This is a genomic window from Litorivivens lipolytica (genome assembly GCF_014191715.1).
GTDB lineage: Bacteria > Pseudomonadota > Gammaproteobacteria > Pseudomonadales > Spongiibacteraceae > Litorivivens > Litorivivens lipolytica.
Genome location: NZ_JACHWY010000002.1, coordinates 384,813 through 404,046, shown reverse-complemented (window position 1 = coordinate 404,046; position 19,234 = coordinate 384,813). Strand labels below are relative to the sequence as shown.

At 56.3% G+C, this 19,234-nt stretch carries 15 protein-coding genes; 6 read left to right on the top strand and 9 right to left on the bottom strand.

Features of this window, described 5'->3' with window-relative positions:
- The first annotated feature begins 53 nt into the window (after positions 1-53).
- Together FHR99_RS10270 and FHR99_RS10265 are read left to right on the top strand one after the other, a co-directional pair.
- On the top strand, positions 54-542 hold the full coding sequence (locus FHR99_RS10270) for an Lrp/AsnC family transcriptional regulator (RefSeq protein ID WP_183410562.1): 489 nt from the start codon (positions 54-56) through the stop codon (positions 540-542).
- Positions 543-670: 128 nt separating this feature from the next.
- Entirely contained in the window at positions 671-1,354 is a 684-nt protein-coding gene (locus FHR99_RS10265) for a cyclic di-GMP-binding domain-containing protein, MshE-related (protein ID WP_183410561.1), read from the top strand.
- A gap of 4 nt (positions 1,355-1,358) precedes the next feature.
- Here the strand turns inward: FHR99_RS10265 and FHR99_RS10260 are convergent, their stop codons facing one another.
- Entirely contained in the window at positions 1,359-2,084 is a 726-nt protein-coding gene (locus FHR99_RS10260) for a helix-turn-helix domain-containing protein (protein WP_183410560.1), read from the bottom strand.
- Positions 2,085-2,305: 221 nt separating this feature from the next.
- Between FHR99_RS10260 and FHR99_RS10255 the strand changes: the two genes are divergently transcribed.
- From FHR99_RS10255 to FHR99_RS10245, 3 genes are all read left to right on the top strand, one after another.
- Entirely contained in the window at positions 2,306-3,094 is a 789-nt protein-coding gene (locus FHR99_RS10255) for an MlaA family lipoprotein (RefSeq protein WP_183410559.1), read from the top strand.
- Positions 3,088-5,481, top strand: coding sequence for an efflux RND transporter permease subunit (locus FHR99_RS10250; RefSeq protein WP_183410558.1), 2,394 nt, complete (start codon positions 3,088-3,090; stop codon positions 5,479-5,481). Before FHR99_RS10255 ends, FHR99_RS10250 begins: the two co-directional genes overlap by 7 nt.
- A gap of 112 nt (positions 5,482-5,593) precedes the next feature.
- A complete protein-coding gene (locus tag FHR99_RS10245) occupies positions 5,594-7,294 on the top strand; it encodes a type IV pilus assembly protein FimV (RefSeq protein ID WP_183410557.1) in 1,701 nt (566 codons plus the stop codon).
- An 87-nt stretch (positions 7,295-7,381) separates the two neighbouring features.
- On the opposite strand, the gene FHR99_RS10240 is transcribed toward FHR99_RS10245, so the two are convergent.
- The gene (locus FHR99_RS10240; protein ID WP_183410556.1) at positions 7,382-8,248 is read right to left on the bottom strand and encodes a trypsin-like peptidase domain-containing protein; all 867 of its coding nucleotides are present in this window, start codon (positions 8,246-8,248) and stop codon (positions 7,382-7,384) included.
- A 204-nt stretch (positions 8,249-8,452) separates the two neighbouring features.
- Here FHR99_RS10240 and FHR99_RS10235 point away from each other — a divergent pair, with 204 nt between their 5' ends.
- On the top strand, positions 8,453-10,009 hold the full coding sequence (locus tag FHR99_RS10235; RefSeq protein WP_183410555.1) for a sensor domain-containing diguanylate cyclase: 1,557 nt from the start codon (positions 8,453-8,455) through the stop codon (positions 10,007-10,009).
- Between the two features lie 6 nt (positions 10,010-10,015).
- Here FHR99_RS10235 and FHR99_RS10230 read toward each other — a convergent pair whose 3' ends face one another.
- The 7 genes from FHR99_RS10230 to bioF all read right to left on the bottom strand — a co-directional run bounded on the left by FHR99_RS10230 (position 10,016) and on the right by bioF (position 19,208).
- Positions 10,016-10,201, bottom strand: coding sequence for a DUF3094 family protein (locus FHR99_RS10230; RefSeq protein WP_183410554.1), 186 nt, complete (start codon positions 10,199-10,201; stop codon positions 10,016-10,018).
- A gap of 115 nt (positions 10,202-10,316) precedes the next feature.
- Positions 10,317-12,086 (bottom strand): acyl-CoA dehydrogenase C-terminal domain-containing protein, encoded by a 1,770-nt coding sequence (locus FHR99_RS10225; RefSeq protein WP_183410553.1) that lies wholly within the window; start codon positions 12,084-12,086, stop codon positions 10,317-10,319.
- Positions 12,087-12,119: 33 nt separating this feature from the next.
- The gene (locus tag FHR99_RS10220) at positions 12,120-13,907 is read right to left on the bottom strand and encodes an acyl-CoA dehydrogenase C-terminal domain-containing protein (RefSeq protein ID WP_183410552.1); all 1,788 of its coding nucleotides are present in this window, start codon (positions 13,905-13,907) and stop codon (positions 12,120-12,122) included.
- A 162-nt stretch (positions 13,908-14,069) separates the two neighbouring features.
- Positions 14,070-15,707: an acyl-CoA dehydrogenase family protein gene (locus FHR99_RS10215; protein WP_183410551.1), complete on the bottom strand. Its 1,638-nt coding sequence runs from the start codon at positions 15,705-15,707 to the stop codon at positions 14,070-14,072.
- Positions 15,708-15,817: 110 nt separating this feature from the next.
- Complete coding sequence (bioD, locus tag FHR99_RS10210; protein WP_183410550.1) at positions 15,818-16,501, bottom strand: dethiobiotin synthase; 684 nt, start codon at positions 16,499-16,501, stop codon at positions 15,818-15,820.
- 17 nt (positions 16,502-16,518) lie between these two features.
- Positions 16,519-18,030, bottom strand: a complete 1,512-nt coding sequence (bioC, locus tag FHR99_RS10205) for a malonyl-ACP O-methyltransferase BioC (protein ID WP_183410549.1) — start codon at positions 18,028-18,030, stop codon at positions 16,519-16,521.
- A complete protein-coding gene (gene bioF, locus FHR99_RS10200; RefSeq protein ID WP_183410548.1) occupies positions 18,030-19,208 on the bottom strand; it encodes an 8-amino-7-oxononanoate synthase in 1,179 nt (392 codons plus the stop codon). Before bioF ends, bioC begins: the two co-directional genes overlap by 1 nt.
- Positions 19,209-19,234 lie beyond the last annotated feature (26 nt).

Here is a 19,234-nt window from a genome sequence, read left to right as displayed (position 1 = left end):
CCAATATGAGATATTTATTCCAGCCTAAAGCTAAATATTGGAATATTACACCAATGGAAGAAAAGAGCTTAGTCAAACTCGACAGAATTGACCGCAGCATTCTCGCCCAGCTGCAAGAAAACGGCGATCTCAGCAACACCGATCTGGCCGACAGGGTCGGATTGTCGCCGTCACCCTGTCTGCGCCGGGTCCGACTGCTGGAAGAGGCCGGCATCATCGTGCGCAAGGTCACGGTGCTCAACGCCCGCAAGCTCGGCCTGACCCTGACCGCCATGGTGCAGATCGGCATGGATCGCCACACGCCAGACCGCTTCGAGACCTTTGAGAAAACCGTCGCCGGCTACCCGGAAGTGCAAGCCTGCTACCTAATTACCGGGCAGGATGCAGATTACCTGCTACAGGTGATTGTGCCGGATATGGATGCCTATCAGTCCCTGCTGCTGGAGCGCATCACCCGCATCCCCGGCGTAACCGGGGTGCATTCCAGCTTTGTGATGCGCAAGGTCGTTGACCGCCCGGCATTGCCATTGAACTACGTCTGAGCGTGATTTAAAGCTCCCGCCGTAGAGCCCGAACAGCGAATCAATTGCGGGCTATACGTATTGTTCACCACCCGCCTCCCTGCCAATACTGTACTGCCCAAACCCGCAGACGGTGCGCAGGAGAGCTCATGCTTCCCCATGCTCTGACATCTTCGACGGATCCCAGCCGCATTGGTGACCTGCTGGTAGCCGGAGGCTTTATTTCGCGCCGGGAATTGCAGTCTGCCCTAAGCATCGCCAGCCGACATCATGTCCCCCTGTGTCAGGTACTCCAGCGTCAACGGCGCCTAGACCGGCTTGAAAAAAATGCCCTTCTGAAGCTACAAGACCACCTGCGTTCGCCGGAACAACACAATGTCGAACAGCTACATTGCCGACTCGGTGACCTATTGCTTGCCGAAGGTCAGATTAAGCCAGAAGAATTGCAGGCCGCACTGGAACAACATAAGGCCTCTCGCGTCCCGCTCGGCATGGTCCTGCTGAAACGTGGGTCGATTACCCTCAAAGCCCTGACGCGCTTTCTGCGCCTACAGCAAAAACTGATCGCCGCTGCATGCGCCGCACTGCTGGCAATGGGCAACCCCTGCTTTGCCGACACGGGAAAAGAGAGTGAACCTGCTTGGGGAACAGTACACGCGGCGGTCAAAAAAGCGTCCCCGCACTCGCTCAATGCCAACTGGCTGCGACCGGGCTTCAACGACAGCATGGCGATGGTTCGCTACGCACCGGAAGACACACTGTTTCGTAGCAAGAGCGGCAAGATGGAATTGCGGCTCACCGATACCGGCGTGGAATTCCGCAAGTTTTTTTGACGCACTAACTGTTTTTGCTCTTTGAGCTGGAAGCGCTTTTCTTCTTGCTCGGTTTCTTCGACGACTTGTTCTTCGACGTATTCGCAGCCTCCAGCACATGCAAACTGAAGTCGACAGCCTTTTCCTGTAACGCGATAAAATGCTCGAATTCGCTGTCTCTCATGGCTCGCAGTCGGTCATGCTTGCGCAGCAGGTTTACGTAACGCCGCTCCCGCTCATACTGCTTGGGCAGTTGCATAATGCCGAGTTCATCCAGCCGTTGTTCAAGTGCCGGATTGTATGTGCGCACAAATTTAAGGATAAAAGGGATCGGGTCGTGGCGGGCCACCAGCGCAGCTATGCGCAAAATCATGTCGAAAGGCAGGGTCGCACGCCCGCTTTCAACCTCCTGAAGTAGTTCCTCATCCTTGAGCCCGAGAATCTCCGCCAGCTCCTTCAGATTAAGACCCGCGACCTCCCGGGCATCTTTCAGGAACTCGCCGGCTTCAGCCATCGCCCGCAGCCGCTCTGGATCAAGCGACTTCATGTACAAGTCCTTGAGCCAGTTATCGGTATACATCAACGGGATGGCCGAACCGGTTTTAACAACCTCGACGATGCTGCCGGTAATTAAACCGGTGTAATCCAATAGCTGATCAAGCAGAGAACTCTTTCGCTCGCCCGACTCACTATTCCCCGACTTGGATTTGCTGCCGGGCTGCTGCGATTTGCTTCCAGTCGTTTCACTCACGGTTCACCTGTAAAGACGCTTCGCGATAACTCTGAGCATAGCCTGTTCGGCGCTCGTCAGAAAGCGCCAGCATTCACGTCGAAAGATGAACAAGCTAACAAATTCCCCTTTCTGCCCAAGGATTTCTGTGACCTCTTACCACTCTGACTGAACCTGAGAAGGTATTTCTGCTTCTATACAGGCATTGCTCACAACGCTACAACTAAAAGAGGCAAGGGGTCATGGCGCCGTACCGCACACGCTTCCAAATCCCGGCCCGATCCTGGCCGTTGATCGGTCTGCTGCTATTGCTGCTGACAGGCTGCGCCAGCCAAACGCAAACCACAGAGCCCCGCCAGTCAGACGAACTCGAACCGACCGTGGTCGCCTACGAGGACTACCACGATCCTCTGCAAGGCATGAACCGCGCAATTTTTGCCTTTAACGATGTCGTTTATCGCTACGCCATGATCCCTGTCGCCAAGGGTTACAACTGGCTTCTGCCAAACCCGGTGCGCAGCAGTATTGGCAACGCCTTTCACAATATAAAAATGCCCATTCGCAGTATCAATTATCTGGTGCAACTAAAACCCAAGGCCGCCGGTGTGGATCTACTGCGCTTTGCGGTTAACTCGACCGTGGGGCTACTCGGGCTCTTTGATCCGGCCGAACACTGGTTCAACCTAAAGCGAACTGACAATGGCTTTGAAAATACGCTCAGCCATTATGGCAGCGGCTACGGAACCTATCTTGTGCTACCCATCGTCGGCCCGTCGGATTTGCGTAATGGTTCAGCGCTGATTGCCGACTTCCTGCTGAACCCCATTCCGCATCTGACCCGGCAGCCCGACACCACCTACATCATGACCTTTGATCAGTTGCAGTCCTTCTCCGGGCGCGCCGAACAGTACGAAAAACTGCGCAGCGAAAGTGACGACCCCTATCTGTTTTTCCGAAACCTGTATCTGCAGGGCGTGCAGCGTGATGCCGATCATCAAAGGGCCTGCCAACAGGAGGCACGGGCATGTTAAGCCGCCTATTCCGCCACCCTCGCGCAATCATTATGGCGGTGCTGAGTGCGAGCATTCTGCTTGGCTGGCAGGGGCGACACTTTGAGATTAATGCCTCTGCAGAAACTCTGATCTCCGACAACAATCGCGACTATCTGGAATCGCGCAAAATCAACCAGCGCTTCGCGCCCGAGGAATTCCTGCTGGTGGTTTACGAACCGCGCAATCACGCCTTGTTTAGCGAAAAGAGTTTTGCCGACATCCGCGAACTCACCGAAAAACTGTCGGCGCTGGAGCGGGTGGAAACCGTGCGCAGCATCCTGAATGTTCCCCTGTTAAGCGAACTGGATGCCTTGGCTGGTGAGGTTAATCCCGAGGATTACACCCAGAATCGGCTGCAGTTACCCGCGGAGCGCCTGTCAGACATTTTCAGGAATCACCCTATATACGAGGGCCTGATCGTAGACCGGGAGCAAACGGCCAGTGCCATCCAGTTGCTATATCGCCAGAACCCCAAACTCGAAGCGCTGGAGTCGCGCATCACCACCCTCAAGCTGAAAGCACTGGACGAAACCCTCAGCTATGAAGAAACGCTGGAACTGGAAAAACTGGTGCGTCAGGCCGAACCACTGCGGTCCGAACTGCGTGAACAGCGCCACCGCGAAGTCGAACACATTCTGGAGATTATCGAACCCTATCGCAGCGAGGCCGAATTGTATCTGGGCGGCGTTCAGGTCTTGGGGTACGAACTCATCTCTATCATAAAACGCGATCTGGCACTGTTTGGCTCGGCCATCGCCGTGGTGATCTGCCTGGTGCTGGCCCTGCTGTTTCGCAGTGTTCGCTGGGTACTGATTCCCGTGGTCTGCTGTGCCAGCAGTGTCGCGCTCACTTTGGGCTTATTTGGCCTGTTGGGCCTGAAAGCCACCGTAATCTCTTCAAGCTTTGTCGCCCTGCAGCTGATACTCACGCTGGCCATCGTTATCCATTTGATCGTGCAGTATCGTGAGTCCCTCCGAAAGCTGCCAGACGCCAGTCAATACGAGGTGGTGCTGGACAGCGTGCGTCGCAAAATAGCGCCCTGTCTGTTTGCCGCCGCGACCACGTCCATCGGGTTTGGCTCACTGCTCCTGAGTGGTATTCAGCCGGTTATCAGCTTCGGCTGGATGATGGTGGTCGCCATGGCCGTCTCCACCCTCTGCAGCTTGTTACTTGTGCCGGCAATCAACTTGATTCTGCCGCGCCGACAGGCGCCTGAGCGAAATAGTTTTTTCCGCGAATTTATCGGCGGCTGCCATCATCTGGCCACCCAGAAGAAAGCTGCGGTTTATCCGGGTAGTGCACTCCTCGCCCTGGCGGTAGGTGCCGGCGTGATGCAGTTATCGGTCGAAAACAGCTTCATCAACTATTTTGCGGATGACACCCGGATTCACCGGGAATTGAGCTATGTTGACCAGAAATTTGGCGGCTCCACCCCGCTCGATATCATCTACCGCATACCCCGTGATGAGCAGGCTGAAATTCCAACTCTGAGCGCAGAAACCGTACAGCGCCTACAGCGGATTCAACATCAACTGGAACAGCACGAAGCTGTCGGAACCACACTATCGGTGGTGAATTTCACAGAGCTGGCCAAGCAAATCAATCAGGGTAAACCCCTTACCGAATATGAGCTGACCGCCGTTTATTGGAGTCTGGACAAGTCCGTGCGACGCGACCTGCTCGGTGCTTTTTTTGCGCCAGATGCGCAGGAGTTACGTATCAGCACGCGCATCAAGGACAGCACGAAAAACCTTAACCGGAAACAGCTACTCACCGACATCCGTGAGGACTTAAAACAGCAGAATATCCCGGAAAAAGACGTCAAACTGACCAATTTGTTCGTGCTGTATCAAGGCTTGCTGGAGCAATTATTCAGCTCGCAGATCCTAACCCTCGGGGCGGTTTTTGCCGTGTTGGGCGTTGCATTTGCCCTGATTTTCCGCTCATTAAAACTCGCGCTGATAGCATTGGTGCCGAATAGTTTTACCGCATTATTTGTGCTCGGCAGCATGGGCTGGCTCAACGTTCCGCTAGACTTCATGACGATCACCATCGCCGCGATCGCAGTGGGCATCGCGGTAGACGACACGATTCACTACATCCACCGCTTTCTTGAAGAGCGCGAACGGGGTGGGGATGCCACCGAAATCTGCGATCGCACTCACCACGCGGTTGGCTACGCACTCTTGTATACCAGTCTTATCGTGATTTTCGGCTTCGCGCTTCTGGCCTTTTCCGACTTTACTCCCAGCATCATGTTCGGCGCATTTACCGGCCTCGCCATGGGTATCGCCATGCTGACTGACCTGACCCTGTTACCCGCCCTGCTGCATCAATTTGCCGGGAAGCCCTCGAAAAACCCGTAAACCCGGCGCCAAGCCCCGGGGAGATGGGAATTTGGGGCGAATTACGCTATCCTTCCGGGGTTTGGCGCGTACGCCGCTGCCACTCCCGCGACCGCAATAAAAAGAGCCCAGAATGCGTAATATTCTGAAGTACATAATGACTTCCAGCCTGCTGTTTGCAGGAGGATTCGCTCAGGCCTTGAGCTTGGGCCAGCCCGAAGTGCTATCTGCCCCCGGCAACCCGCTGGAAGTGCAAATCCCCGTGAACAATGCGGAGGAACTCAAAGGGCAGGATCTGCGCGTAGCGTTGATCTCTCGAGCCAGCCCTCGCGATGCCCTGCCACCGGAGACCTTTGCTGGCGACGTGCGCTATGATCGCCGCGCCAAAGCCATCGTGCTCCGCTCCAACAATGTGATTTCAGCCCCTCGGCTCAGCTTCACGCTGAACGTGCGCTGGAATGAAGGTTTTCTGCAGCGCGCCTACGCCATTGCCCTCGGCAATGATAGCTCACGGCGTGCCGCTTCCATCATCTCACCGGTGACCGTGCTACCCGCGATTGTTTCCGCCGATGAGACGGCCAACCGACACTACCTCGTCGAACAAGGCGACTCGCTCTGGACGATTGCCCGCAACGTCAGTATCGGTCGCGACGGCAGTCACGAGCAGTGGATGGCAACGGTCTATCAGCGCAATGCCGACGCCTTTATCGGTGGCCGCCCGGATCGCATCCGGGCTGCGTACAGCCTGGATATTCCGCAACAGTGCAGCAAAGTGCGCCTGGTGCTGGATGCCGATGGTCGCTCCTTCCGCCTGATCGACGCTGATGGCCGTGTTGTAACACAGCAGATTTTCAGTGACACGCGGACCGCTATCACCGGCGATGTCCCGGCCCCCTCCTCAGTTGAGCCGATTGATGAGCCGAACCCTGCCCCCGAAGAACCGCGCGTTGCGGTCTACCAGTCCAAGGATGAAATCGAGCGAACCTACCAGGTGGTTCGTGGCGAAACCTTGTGGGGCATTGCTGATCGTTTGAGTTCTGAAAAAGAAGGCAATCGGGCCCGCTGGATGGCCGCCCTGTTCCGCTTGAACCCTCGCGCCTTTATCGCAGGTCGCCCGGATCGCCTGCGCCAGGATTTCACCCTGGCCATTCCGAGCGAAGCCGGCAATATGGAAATGCGCTTCGAAGAAAACGGCATTGACTATGCGCTGGTTGAGGGCGAGTACCCTGATGCCGTCGATGTAGCAGAAGCCCCTGTAGTTGCAGACGCGGAAACCACTACACCCGCAGCTCCCGTTGTTGACACACCCGCCGAAGACACTGAAGCAAGTGCCAGTGTCGACACAGTAGATGTAGAAGCAGAGACGACCGAAGCAGCCAGCGTCGAAGCAGAAAGTGCACAGCCTGTTGTCGCTCAGCCGCAGGTTAAAACGCCCGCTGAAGAACCTGCTTCACCAGAGCCTGCTGACAGCGGTGTTTTTGAATACGAAGGCAAAAGCTTTGTCAGCGACCCCTATGCCGACTCAACCGATATGGAAGAGCCGAGCACAGAAGAAGCAGCGGCGATCGAGCAGCCTGCGGATGAAGAGCAGCGCCTTCGAGAACTGGAAGCCCAGTTGGATCAAGCGCTGGCGGTTATTGACCAGGAAGCCGACGCGGCCGAAAGCCAACCCGCTGACGAAGACGCTTCAGACATGATCGCCGAGCTGAGCCCGAGCAATAGCATCGTCAATGCTCTGGGCTGGATTACATTGGGCATGGCCCTGGTAATTGGCTTCGGTATCTATCGCGACAAGCGTCGCAACAATGCCATGGTTATTCGCGACCGCGATTGATCCGCACTGTGTATCCCTCAACAGAAAAAACCGGCCTCGGCCGGTTTTTTCGTTTCTGGAGCCCTGCATGGGCATCGCAACAAGCGATCAAGGCGTAAAGACAGACCAGGTCATAAGCCGGGTTGACGAGCGGATATGACCGCTGTTCTTACCGTAGTTTAACGCGCGCTCCAAGCTGACTGCGCCGTTACTGACTCCAACAGCAACTCCTACCGTGGTCAACACAGCCAGCGCCCGACCATCGCTGTGCAGCACGGCGCTGCCGCTGTCGCCAGGCAACCCTGGATTGTCGAACGAAAGACGATAGTTCAAACCCTCGGCTTGAATCCCGGAAACCTGCCCTTCCTTGGCCTCGAGATCCTGAACGCCAGAATGAAAGGAGGAGCGGCCGTAACTGTAAACCGCATCGCCCACCTGTGCACTGCCGGTAAAAAGCGCGGTGGGGCCACCATAGGTGATGGCAGCCGGATGGACGTTGGCGATATCGTCAGGATGGATTTTCACCAGTGCAAAGTCGTTGTAGGTACAGATGTCAGAGCCGGGAGTCTCACCATTCTCATTCATTGCTGCCCAACTGGAATACGCCAGCTCACCCGGCTGACTGGCATTTTCGATGCGAATATCGCTAAACCCCAGCGGCGCATTGCGCGCTACGCAGGGATCGACCGGGGGCTGCTGATTGGTATCATTGCTAAAACAATGTGCGGCGACGCCGATGTAGTAAGTCACTTCGTCTGCCGCAAAAATAAAGTTCGACGTGCAGACCCCGTAGCCGGTGGCCGAAATTTCCACGCCGGGCCGTATCTGACTGGAAGTAGGCTGACCGAAATCGCGATCGATCGGGGCACCGCCATCGCTAGTATCACTGGAGCTGTCAGAATTACAGCCCGCCAACAGGAAACCCGCCATTGCGGCCACCATCAGTTTGCCAGCCTCCATCGAGGTATGCGCCATATTCCACTCCTGAGTACCGCCCCGAAGACTATCACTAACCAAGCTCTGCGGCATTAACTGGGCCCCGCGACTTCCGATAAGGTTAATTAGCCTATACGCAGACATACCCTAACTTGATTTCGAGCACTAAGTAGCAACCACAATACGGATACGCAGTTTCAACAACTTGAGCGTAGAGCGTGAGTGCGAGAGCCTATATCAAGTATGAAACTCGCGTGGAAAGCTACGGCACTAATTCTTATAAATGTGGTGATAACTTTCTCCGCAGGCCTGCTCGCACGCAATTATCTCCTCAATCCCGAGCTCGCGAAAATCGAGCGCACCAACGATGAGAAAACCCTTACCCAGCTCGCGCTGATACAGGAACTGATTACCGCCAGCCTCATAGATTCGGCCAATAGAGCTCGGCAAGCGGCAGCCACCATCCGCAGTGATCACTGGAAGGCGTACTCTTCTGCCATCAGCTCTGTGGCTAGTAGTAGTGATTTCGGCTATCTGATCAGCACCTCGGCTAAAGGCGATTTTTCCCAGGTTCGTCCCGGCCGCTACTTTCATGAATCTGCGGCGCCCTCTCCCAGCGATATCCGTCAGATTATTACTCGTGCCCGCGCCGCACCGCGCTACCCTTACGTGGACTTTATCACCCTACCCGAGGGAACGTCGGTCATTGCGGCCCAGCAGCTGCGTCACCCAGATAATCAAGGGCCTGAATTATTTATTGTCGTCAGCCGTATCGACGAAGCGTTTATAAATCGCATATCAGCCTTTGCCGGCGTTGACCTCCAACTGATCAGTTTTGAAGAGCGCGCTCAAATATTGCAGGAGCCTCGCGCTTTATCCGGCATCCGCTCGGAATCCAATAACTTACAGTGGACGGTGAACGATGCTCGAGGACAGCCGGCAGTGTCCTTCGCAGTTGGGCTTCCTCCGCGCAGTTACGACGACAAGATACTGACGCCAACCCTGGCCACCGCCTTATTCTTCACACTGCTGATGTGGAGCGGTGCCATCTGGCTGCTTTACCGAACACTGATCCGCCCAATGAATGCGGCCAGTAAGACGCTACAGCAGATCATGACCGATCAGGATTACGGGCGACGATTGGAGTATCCCCATCCGGATGAGTTCGGCCAGCTCACGCAGTTTTTCAACCGCCTGTTGAACATGGTGGATCAGCGCACGAGTGAATTGGAGCTACTATCCCTTACCGACCCCCTTACAGATCTCAACAACCGCCGCGCCTTTGATGTTCAGTCTCACCGAGTCTGGCCGCTGGCTGAACGCGCTGACACGCGGATGGCGCTGATCGCCTTTGACCTGGATCACTTCAAAGCCTACAACGACACTTACGGCCACCCGGCGGGTGACAAGGTAATCAAAACCTTTGCGCGCATACTAGGAGAAACTTTTAAGCGTGCCAGCGATGTGGTCGCGCGTGTGGGTGGTGAGGAGTTTCTGGTACTGACTCAGGATTCGCCATCGGGCGCGAGTCAGGTACTGACGCACCGCGTACTGCAGGCACTGCGCGAGGAACGTATTGAACACGCCGGCAACACTGGACAAGGCATCGTCACAGCCAGCGCCGGTATTTTTCATTGCGTGCCCGACGCCAACCTGACTTTGGAGTTAGCCTTGCAGCGCGCCGATGAGATTCTCTACGCTGCCAAGGAGAACGGACGTAACCGAGCCATGTATAGCGACGCGCTGGTGGATAACGTCAATCAGGTCACCTCAGCGGAAGTGATTCAGCTTCCCTATTGATAACGCTCAGTAGACGCCGGATGAACGCGCCAGAAAAATACTGAAAGCGCTAAAACCAGTCACCACCACAATCAGCATGACGATCATACGCATCGGTTTGAAGGGCTTGCGTTCGACATCGTTGTAACCCGTTTTCAGGTACTCATCGACGCGTTTCTGATCTTCGGGGTAGAGCTTGCGTTCTTCAGACATGGCACATCACTTCAGTTGAAGACACCATTATCCCACCGGGAAGTAGTCAGGCCAAGAGTAGACAAGAGAGGAGAAGATGCGCGGACGGGAGAGTCCCGACCGCGCAAAGGCTTGCTTAGAAGGCTTCTTCTGGCAATGCCATCAGTACATCACTGCCTGCACGCACGGAAGCCGCCATGGCATCCAGTTGCGGCAGCAAGCGAGTCATGTAGAAACGCGCCGTATGCAGCTTGGCGCTGTAGAACGCGTCATCGCTATTCTGTAAAGCCACTTCTGCCATACGTGCCCACATGTAGGCGTAGATGGTGTAGCCCGCTGCGTTCAGGTATTCCACCGATGCAGCACCTACAGCATGAGGATCGTCTTTCGCAGCCGCGAGAACGTCCTGAGTCAGCGACTCGAGCGAATCACAGGCTTTCTTCAGGGGGGCGGTGAATTCGTCCATACCGGCCGTGGTTGCCGAGGCCGCGTAGTCACGCATTTCCTGAATCAGCACCGCCATGTTCTTGCCGCCATTGGCAGCAACCTTGCGACCCATCAGGTCGAGGGCCTGAATGCCGTTGGTGCCTTCGTAGATCTGGGCAATACGCACATCGCGCACGTACTGTTCCATGCCCCACTCGCGCACGTAACCGTGACCGCCGAAACACTGCTGACCAATCACGGTACATTCCAGACCTTTGTCGGTCAGGAAGGCCTTGGCAATCGGCGTGAGCAGCTCAACCAAACCGGCGGCGCGTACCTGCTCCTCACCTTCGCCGAACTTGGCGGTATCTAGCTGCTGGCCCACAAATACAGAGAACGCACGACCGGCTTCAACATAGGCTTTCTGCGTCAGCAGCATGCGGCGTACGTCGGGATGAACAATAATGGGATCGGCCGGACCATCGGCATTTTGCGGACCAGCGGGTGAACGGCTCTGCAGGCGCTCGCGAGCATAGTCCAGCGCGCCATTGTAGGAAGCTGCAGCGAGGCCGAGCCCCTGCACACCCACAGACAGACGCTCATAGTTCATCATGGTGAACATGGCCATCAGCCCCTTGTTCACCTCACCCACCAGATAACCCTTGGCGTCATCGAAATTCAGCACACAGGTTGCCGAGGCGTGAATACCCATCTTGTGCTCGACGCTGCCACAGCTCACACCGTTGCGCTCGCCCAAGCTGCCGTCATCGTTGACGTGGAATTTCGGTACAAGAAACAGAGAAATGCCTTTGGAGCCCGCCGGGGCATCAGGCAGTTTCGCAAGCACCAAGTGAATGATGTTCTCGGTCAGGTCGTGCTCACCGCCGGTGATAAAGATCTTGTTACCGGTGATACTGTAGCTGCCATCCGCCTGCGGCTCGGCCTTGGTGCGGATCATACCGAGGTCGGTACCGGCATGGGCTTCGGTCAGACACATGCTGCCCGCCCATTTGCCTGCGTACATGTTCGGCAGGTATTTCTGTTTCAATTCCTCGCTGGCGTGGTTGGCCATGGCCAGTGCCGCACCGGAGGTCAAAGAGAGGTAGAGGCCCAGCGCGATGTTCGAGCCATAGCTCATTTCCTCGAACATCAGCACCAGCATCTTGGGAATAACCTGGCCACCGTACTCCGGGTCACCCGCAAGGGCGCCCCAGCCACCTTCGGCCAGTTCCTTAAAGGCTTCCGGATAGCCTTTAGGGGTAGTGACAACCGTGTCGTTCCAGCTTACGCCTTCTTCATCACCGCTGCGATTGAGCGGGGATAGCAGGGTTTCGCTGATTTTTGCAGCTTCATCAAGAATGGCATCCGCCAGCTCCCGATTCACCTCATCCAGACCCAGCTTGGCCCAGATTGACTCTGCATTAAATACCTCATGCAAGACAAACTGCATGTCTCTGACAGGGGCTTTATATTCCGGCACGGTTATCCTCCAGTGTGGGCCTTGCGGCCCTGATTAAAACGCGAACTCGTCTACATCCATTGCCATCAGGTTGTCGGCGCCACTGAGCATGCTCAGCTTGTGGCTCTCGGTGCGCGGCAACAGGCGCTGGAAGTAGAACTTCGCAGTCTTCAGTTTGGACGCCATAAAGGTATCGCCCTCGCTGCCCCCAAGCGCGAGTTCGGCCATTTGCGCCCACATATACGCGAGCGCAATGTAGCCGGAGTACATCAGATAATCAACCGACGCTGCACCTACCTCATCGGGGTTCTGCATGGCCTTCTCACCAATTTGCATGGTGATTTCGCCCCACTCCTTGTTTAGCGCGGCCAGCGGCTCGATAAACTCCGCCATTCCTGCGTTTTCTTTCTGTGATTCACAGTACTTATGGATGATCTTGGTCAGGTTCATCAGCGCCTGACCACCGGTACCCATAATCTTGCGCCCCAGCAAATCCAGAGCTTGAATACCCGTCGTCCCTTCGTACAGCGTCGCAATACGCAAGTCACGTACGATCTGCTCCATGCCCCACTCGCTGATAAAGCCGTGGCCGCCATAAATTTGCATACCGTAGTTGGCCACTTCCAGACCGGTTTCAGTGACAAAAGCCTTAGCAATCGGTGTCAGCAGGTGCAGCAAGTCGTCCGCTTGTGCACGCTCTTCTTCTGTGGCACCGCAGTTAGCTTTATCAACCACCATCAGGATCCAGTACAGGAAGGCACGGCTGCCTTCGGTCAGAGCCTTCTGGGTCAGCAGCATGCGACGCACATCGGGGTGAACGATGATCGGATCAGCCGGACCATCCGGGTTCTTAGGACCAGACAGTGAACGCATCTGCAAACGCTCGCGGGCATATTCCAGACCACCTTGATAAGACAGCTGACCGAGACACAGACCCTGCATCGCAGTACCCATACGGGCGGTGTTCATCATAACGAACATGTAGGTAAGGCCTTTGTTTTCCTCACCGATCATGTAGCCGGTCGCACCGTCAAAGTTCAGCACTGCAGTCGCAGAACCCTTGATGCCCATCTTGTGCTCGATGGAGCCACAGGTCACACCGTTGCGATCGCCCAGGCTGGAATCTTCGTGGGCAATAAATTTGGGCACCAGGAACAGAGAAATACCTTTGGTACCTTCGGGCGCGCCTTCAGTGCGGGCCAGTACCAGATGAATAATGTTCTCCGCCATGTCGTGCTCACCGGAGGAGATAAAGATTTTGGTACCGGTGATAGCGTAAGTGCCATCGCCATTGTCTTTCGCTTTGGTGCGCGACAGACCGACGTCGGAACCCGCGTGCGGCTCGGTCAGACACATGGTGCCAGTCCAGGTACCGTCGACCATTTTCGGCAGGTAACGAGTCTGCTGCATTTCGTTGCCGTACTCTTCCAGTACTCGCGCCGCAGAGCTGGACAGGCCGGGATACATGCTCCAGGACCAGTTAGCGCCACCCATCATATCGGACAGCAACAGGCCCACAGAGGGGGGCAGCCCCTGACCGCCAAATTCGGCGCGGGCACTCACGCTGGTCCAGCCAGACTCGCAGTACTGTTGGTAGGCTTCCTTGAAACCGTCGGGTGTTTTTACACCGTCTTCGCTCCAGGTACAGCCCTGCTGGTCGCCAATCTGGTTCAGCGGTGCAATCACTTCCTCGGCAAACTTGGCGCCTTCAGTCAGAATCGCATCGAGCAGATCGGGGGTCACTTCCTCGCGACCGGACAGCGTCGGATAGTGCTGATCAACTTTCAACAGATCATTCAGCACAAACTGCATATCGCGCAACGGAGCTTTGTAAAGTGGCATGGCTCTAACCTCAAATGTTTGTGGCAGGAGAACATCTCAACCGCCAATGTTGACGGCGAGTATATTAGGCAAATCACCGTCAACATTGCAAGACGTTTGCCGCCAAAATCACAAGAATCGTGCTTTACGCTTTTAAATTCAATATGTTAGCGAGGTAAGGGCTTACTCGTATACGTGCGGATTGGCGCGATCTATCAACAAATCCAGCTTTAATCCGGCCGGTAAAGCACCAAAATGATGGCTTGGGGCGGCGCAGCGACCCGCCAAAAAGGCTTCAGCGATGGCCGAGTTATCGCCCCTGAGAAGCAGCGACCCCTGCAAACTCAAACCGAGCAATTCGGCCAAACGTCGGGCGGAACCCTCGTCCGAGCCCGACAGCTCGTGCTTGAGGTTTTCGACGATGGCATCCTGACGCGGATCGACATTCGCCGTGGTCAGCAGCTCGGCCATCCAGGCATCCACCACCTCGGGGCTGCGCTGCATGGCGCGGCGCACATCCAAGGCCTGAATATTGCCAGAGCCTTCCCAAATCGCATTAATCGGTGCTTCTCGATAGAGGCGCGGCATGATGCAGTTTTCCATCACCCCGTTACCGCCAATACATTCCATGGCCTCGTAAGCATGCTGCGCCGTGCGCTTGCAGATCCAGTATTTGCCAACGGCTGTACCGAGGCGCAAGAGGAGTTGATCCTGTTCGCTGCCGCTGTCCAGCGCTTTCGCCATGCGGAAGGTCATCGCCAGCGAGCCCTCGACCTCCAACTGCAAGTCGGCAATCACATTGCGCATGATGGGTTGGTCGATCAGGCGCTTACCAAAGGCTTCACGCTGGGTAGCGTGGTGGGCTGCCTGCACCACCGCCTGACGCTGACCGGCGCTGGAGCCAATCATGCAGTCAAACCGGGTCATGGCCACCATCTGAATAATCGCCGGCACACCGCGACCGGGCTCGCCGACCAGCCAACCCAGCGCGCCGCGGAATTCCACTTCAGACGAGGCATTGGCCACATTGCCCATCTTGTCTTTCAGGCGCTGAATTTCCAGCGGATTCTTGTGGCCTTCTGGATGCCAGCGCGGCACCAGAAAACAGCTAATACCTTTATCGGTTCGCGCCAACACCAGAAAGGCATCACACATAGGCGCCGATAAGAACCATTTGTGGCCTACCAGTGAATAGGCGGCGCAGCCTTCCACCTCACCGATCAAAGTGGCCTGCGTGGTATTGGCACGCACATCGGAACCGCCCTGCTTTTCGGTCATGCCCATACCAATCGTCAGCGCAGACTTTTCGTTGTAATGCACATTGCGCGGATCGTATTCATTGGCCAGCACCTTGGGCAGCCAGCGTTCGGCGAGCACCGGATTGAGCTGGAAGGTGGGCACGGACGCGAAAGTCATGGTGACCGGGCAACCGTGAGCGGCTTCAACCTGAGCGTGCAGATAATATTTCGCCGCCCGCGCCGCATGGCTGCCGCCGGTCCACGGCTCGCTGTGCAGACCCGCCTGATAGGCTTGATCCATCAAGGCGTGGTAGCTGGGGTGAAACTCGATCTGATCCAGCCGATGACCGAAACGGTCGTGGGTATGCAACACCGGCTTGTGGGCATTGGCCTGAAATCCGAGCTCGATAAATTCCGGCAGACCGCACAAAGCGCCGTAGTCCACCAAGGCTTCATCCGCATCAGGCGCCTGCGCCGATACCGCTTCGCGCAGGGCCTGGTCACCCAAATAAAGATTGTGGTTTTCGAGAGGCGAAGCCTGATTAATGACTTCATGGGTGGGGTGGGTAGCGTCGAAACTCATAGCCGCTCCTGAACAAGTTTTCCCTGAGAGGGTTCTACGAAATATGCAGAGTAAACATTGTCCGGGCGCGGTCGTAAAGCCCGCTTGTTAAATAGTGCTTATAAGCCCGCTTAGTAGCCGAGCGGGGAGATATCCAGATGCTCTGCCAGCGCCGCCGGGCTCGCCCCCGGCAGATGCGGCACAACACCCAAACAGGGCGCCGGTAAAAACTGCTTCAGGGTTTCGACATTCTCATCAAAACAGGACATATCCGGATCGACGCGGTTTGCGACCCAACCCACCAGGGGCAGGCCATCGCGGCGGATGGCTTCGGCGGTTAATAGGGCATGGTTGAGGCAGCCCAGCTTCATACCTATCACCAGAATGACCGGCAGTTGTAACTCGACCGCGAGCCCGGCCAGGGTCTCGCGACCGCTTAACGGTACGCGCCAACCGCCAGCACCTTCTACCAGCGCAAAATCGCTCGGCGTCATCAGAGTACCGCGGCAATAGCCGGCGAGCTGAGAAACAGTCAATCGCTTGCCTGCCTGTTGAGCAGCGATATGGGGGGCGATGGGAGGCGCAAACAGCACCGGGTTTACCTGCTCGTAGCTCAGCTCAATACTGGCACTCTGCATTAGCGCCAGCGCATCATCGTTGCGCGCACCCTCAGCGGTCCGTTCAGCGCCCGCGGCGACCGGTTTCAGGGCGAGCGTTCTGAGTCTCAGTTGATTGGCTTTCTCCAGCAGACCACAGGCAATCGTTGTTTTGCCAATTTCCGTGTCGGTGCCGGCAACGAAAAATTTCTTTCCCATTGTATTTAACTCTTTTCTTAAAGCTTCGGTTTCTGCAATGCGAGATACCACACCTGATAACTCGCAGGCAGTTTGCCGTTGGGCTGACGGAAGTCTTCATAAGCCGCGATAAAACGCTTCATCGCCTGTTTTCCCATCATGCCCCGGTCACTGTTAACGTTATGAGCACCGAGGCTTTTCAACTCATTCATCAATTCACGCAGGGTCTGGTATTCCAGCACTTCGGTAGTTTGCTGCCACACCTGTAATGTCAAACCACTGCGTTCAATACCGCGCTCAAGCACCTCGCGTGGCAGAAAGCGATTGACGTGGGTAGCGTTGTCCGCGGCCTTACCCGCTTCGCGTAATTCAAACAGGGTATCGGGGCCAAGGGTACTCAGCAGGAACGTACCGCCCGGCTTCAGCACGCGATAGGCTTCGGCAAATACGGCCGCAATATTTTCACACCACTGCACCGCCAGTGATGAAAAGATTGTATTGACGCTGTCATCAGCCAACGGCAGATCTTCCGCATCGCCGCAGAGCCAGGCATCCGCCGGCCGGGATTTCTGTTCTCGGGCGTAGGCCAGCATGCCTTCGGCGAGATCCATGGCAATGACGGTATCTGATTGCGCGTTCAATGCTGGCAGGCTGTAGCCCGTGCCCGTTCCAAGATCCAGGGCACTTGCAGAGTTTGCATTGAGCTTGTCAGCGAGATAATCGGCTACCCGTCGTTGCAGATCCGCCACGCCATCGTAACTTTCAGCGGCGCGACTGAAAGAGGCAGCGACTTTCTGCTTGTCGAGATAATGTTGTGCGACCTCTGCCTCGCCTTTGTGGCGCTGACAAAACGCTATTACCGCCGACCAGAAGGCTTCAGGCTCTTCCAGGAAAGGCTGATGCCCACTATCAGAAAACACCTGAATATTTTGGAGACTACCGATTTGCTGTGTTACTGCAACCGGTACCAAGCCATCCTTTTCCCCGAAAAGAAACAGACTCGGGCAATTCAATTGAGCAATGCCCTGTCGATTATCCAGCTCCGCCAACCAATGCAGCACGTCGTACTGCACTTCGGGTGCTCCCAACTCGCTGCCGACAACGCCCCCCTGCAACACATCAAAACGCTTTAACCCTCGAACAGGATTTTTTTGGAAGCGCGTCAGGAAATCGTCAAAGGTTGCTGACGGCATGGCCGCCGGCCAATCGTCCCGCCGGATAAAACTCGGATTGCTGGCGACGGTTATCAAGGCCGACACGCGCTCGGGAAAATCCGCCGTGATCCGCGTCGCAATCATGCCACCCAGTGACCAGCCCAGATACATCGCCTTCGCCGGCAGTTGTTCGAGAAGGTCTCGGGTAAACTGTTCGTAGGTAGCCGCGTAGTTCGCGCTGCGCCCGTGACCAGGAAGATCTACCAACGTCACGTTAAAGTGATCGCGCAATAGCGGCAACGCACTGCGCCAGCAAGCACTACTGGAACCCCAGCCATGCAAGAGCACCAGTTCCGCATCGCCCTGTCGTGCGGGCAGTCGCTCGCGATACAGCATTACGCTGTCATCCCTGAGTGACGGGCAATATCTTCGAGTGCATCCAATAGTTGATCCACCTGCGCTTCGCTGTGGGCTGCGCTGAGGGTAATGCGCAGTCGGGAAGTGCCTTCCGGCACGGTCGGTGGACGAATGGCCGAAACCAGAATGCCTTTTTCTTCCAGCGCCCAACTCATGGTCAGCGCCTGATCGTCCGGGCCCACCTGCAGCGGCTGAATAGCTGTGTCAGAGGCCATCAAGGGCAGACCCAACTGCTCTGCTCCCTGCCGAAAACGCTGAATCAGGCTTTGCAATTTGTCGCGGCGCCAACTCTCGCTTTCCAGTAAATCCAGCGCGGCCAGATTGGCAGCGGCAACGGCCGGTGGCATGGCGGTGGTGTATATATAGGGGCGAGCGAATTGGATCAAGCTTTCAATCAACATCTCGCTGCCCGCCACAAAGGCACCAAAGCCGCCGATGGCTTTACCCAGCGTCGCCATCAGAATCGGCAAATCATCTTGAGAAAAGATATCCGCACAGCCCGCGCCGTTTTCACCCAACACGCCAAAACCGTGCGCATCATCGGCCATCAACCAGGCCTTGTTGTCACGGCTGGTTGCCACCAACTCGGCCATCGGCGCCTGATCGCCGTCCATACTGAAGACGTGATCCACGACCACCAATTTGCGACCGGACTCGGTTTTCTGCAGCCGTCGTTCAAGGTCTGCTACATCGTTGTGGGCAAAGCGCTGAAAACGGGCGCCACTGAGCAGGCCACCATCGAGCAGTGAGGCATGATTCAAACGGTCTTCAAACACCGCATCACCGCGACCCACCAGTGCCGCAATCACGCCAAAGTTGGCCATATAACCGGTGGAAAACAGCAACGCCCGATCCCGCCCGGTCATTTCTGCAAGCCGATCTTCCAGCTGATGGTGATAGCGGGAGTGGCCGCAAACCAGATGGGAGGCCCCGCTACCAACGCCCACATCCTCTGCGGCTTTTTGCATCGCGCTGATCAGGACAGGATGATTGGCCAAACCCAGATAATCGTTGCTGCAAAACAGCAGAAAGTTTTTACCATCGACACGGGCGGTCGCGCCGGTGGCGCTCTCCAGCGTCCGGCGCACGCGATAGCGGTGCAGCTCGCGGCGCTTTGTCAGCGCCGCAGCCAGGGTGTGCTCTAAAGGGTGTGTCACGGGAATTCCGTGTCAGTGAAGCGCCG

Bases quoted from the DNA above. Each gene is read 5' to 3' on its own strand.
- FHR99_RS10230 (WP_183410554.1), bottom strand. From the start codon at position 10,201: ATGTCTGAAGAACGCAAGCTCTACCCCGAAGATCAGAAACGCGTCGAT.
- FHR99_RS10235 (WP_183410555.1), top strand. From the start codon at position 8,453: ATGAAACTCGCGTGGAAAGCTACGGCACTAATTCTTATAAATGTGGTG.
- FHR99_RS10220 (WP_183410552.1), bottom strand. From the start codon at position 13,907: ATGCCACTTTACAAAGCTCCGTTGCGCGATATGCAGTTTGTGCTGAAT.
- bioC (WP_183410549.1), bottom strand. From the start codon at position 18,030: ATGCTGTATCGCGAGCGACTGCCCGCACGACAGGGCGATGCGGAACTG.
- FHR99_RS10250 (WP_183410558.1), top strand. From the start codon at position 3,088: ATGTTAAGCCGCCTATTCCGCCACCCTCGCGCAATCATTATGGCGGTG.
- FHR99_RS10265 (WP_183410561.1), top strand. From the start codon at position 671: ATGCTTCCCCATGCTCTGACATCTTCGACGGATCCCAGCCGCATTGGT.
- FHR99_RS10240 (WP_183410556.1), bottom strand. From the start codon at position 8,248: ATGGCGCATACCTCGATGGAGGCTGGCAAACTGATGGTGGCCGCAATG.
- FHR99_RS10215 (WP_183410551.1), bottom strand. From the start codon at position 15,707: ATGAGTTTCGACGCTACCCACCCCACCCATGAAGTCATTAATCAGGCT.
- FHR99_RS10245 (WP_183410557.1), top strand. From the start codon at position 5,594: ATGCGTAATATTCTGAAGTACATAATGACTTCCAGCCTGCTGTTTGCA.
- FHR99_RS10255 (WP_183410559.1), top strand. From the start codon at position 2,306: ATGGCGCCGTACCGCACACGCTTCCAAATCCCGGCCCGATCCTGGCCG.
- FHR99_RS10270 (WP_183410562.1), top strand. From the start codon at position 54: ATGGAAGAAAAGAGCTTAGTCAAACTCGACAGAATTGACCGCAGCATT.
- bioD (WP_183410550.1), bottom strand. From the start codon at position 16,501: ATGGGAAAGAAATTTTTCGTTGCCGGCACCGACACGGAAATTGGCAAA.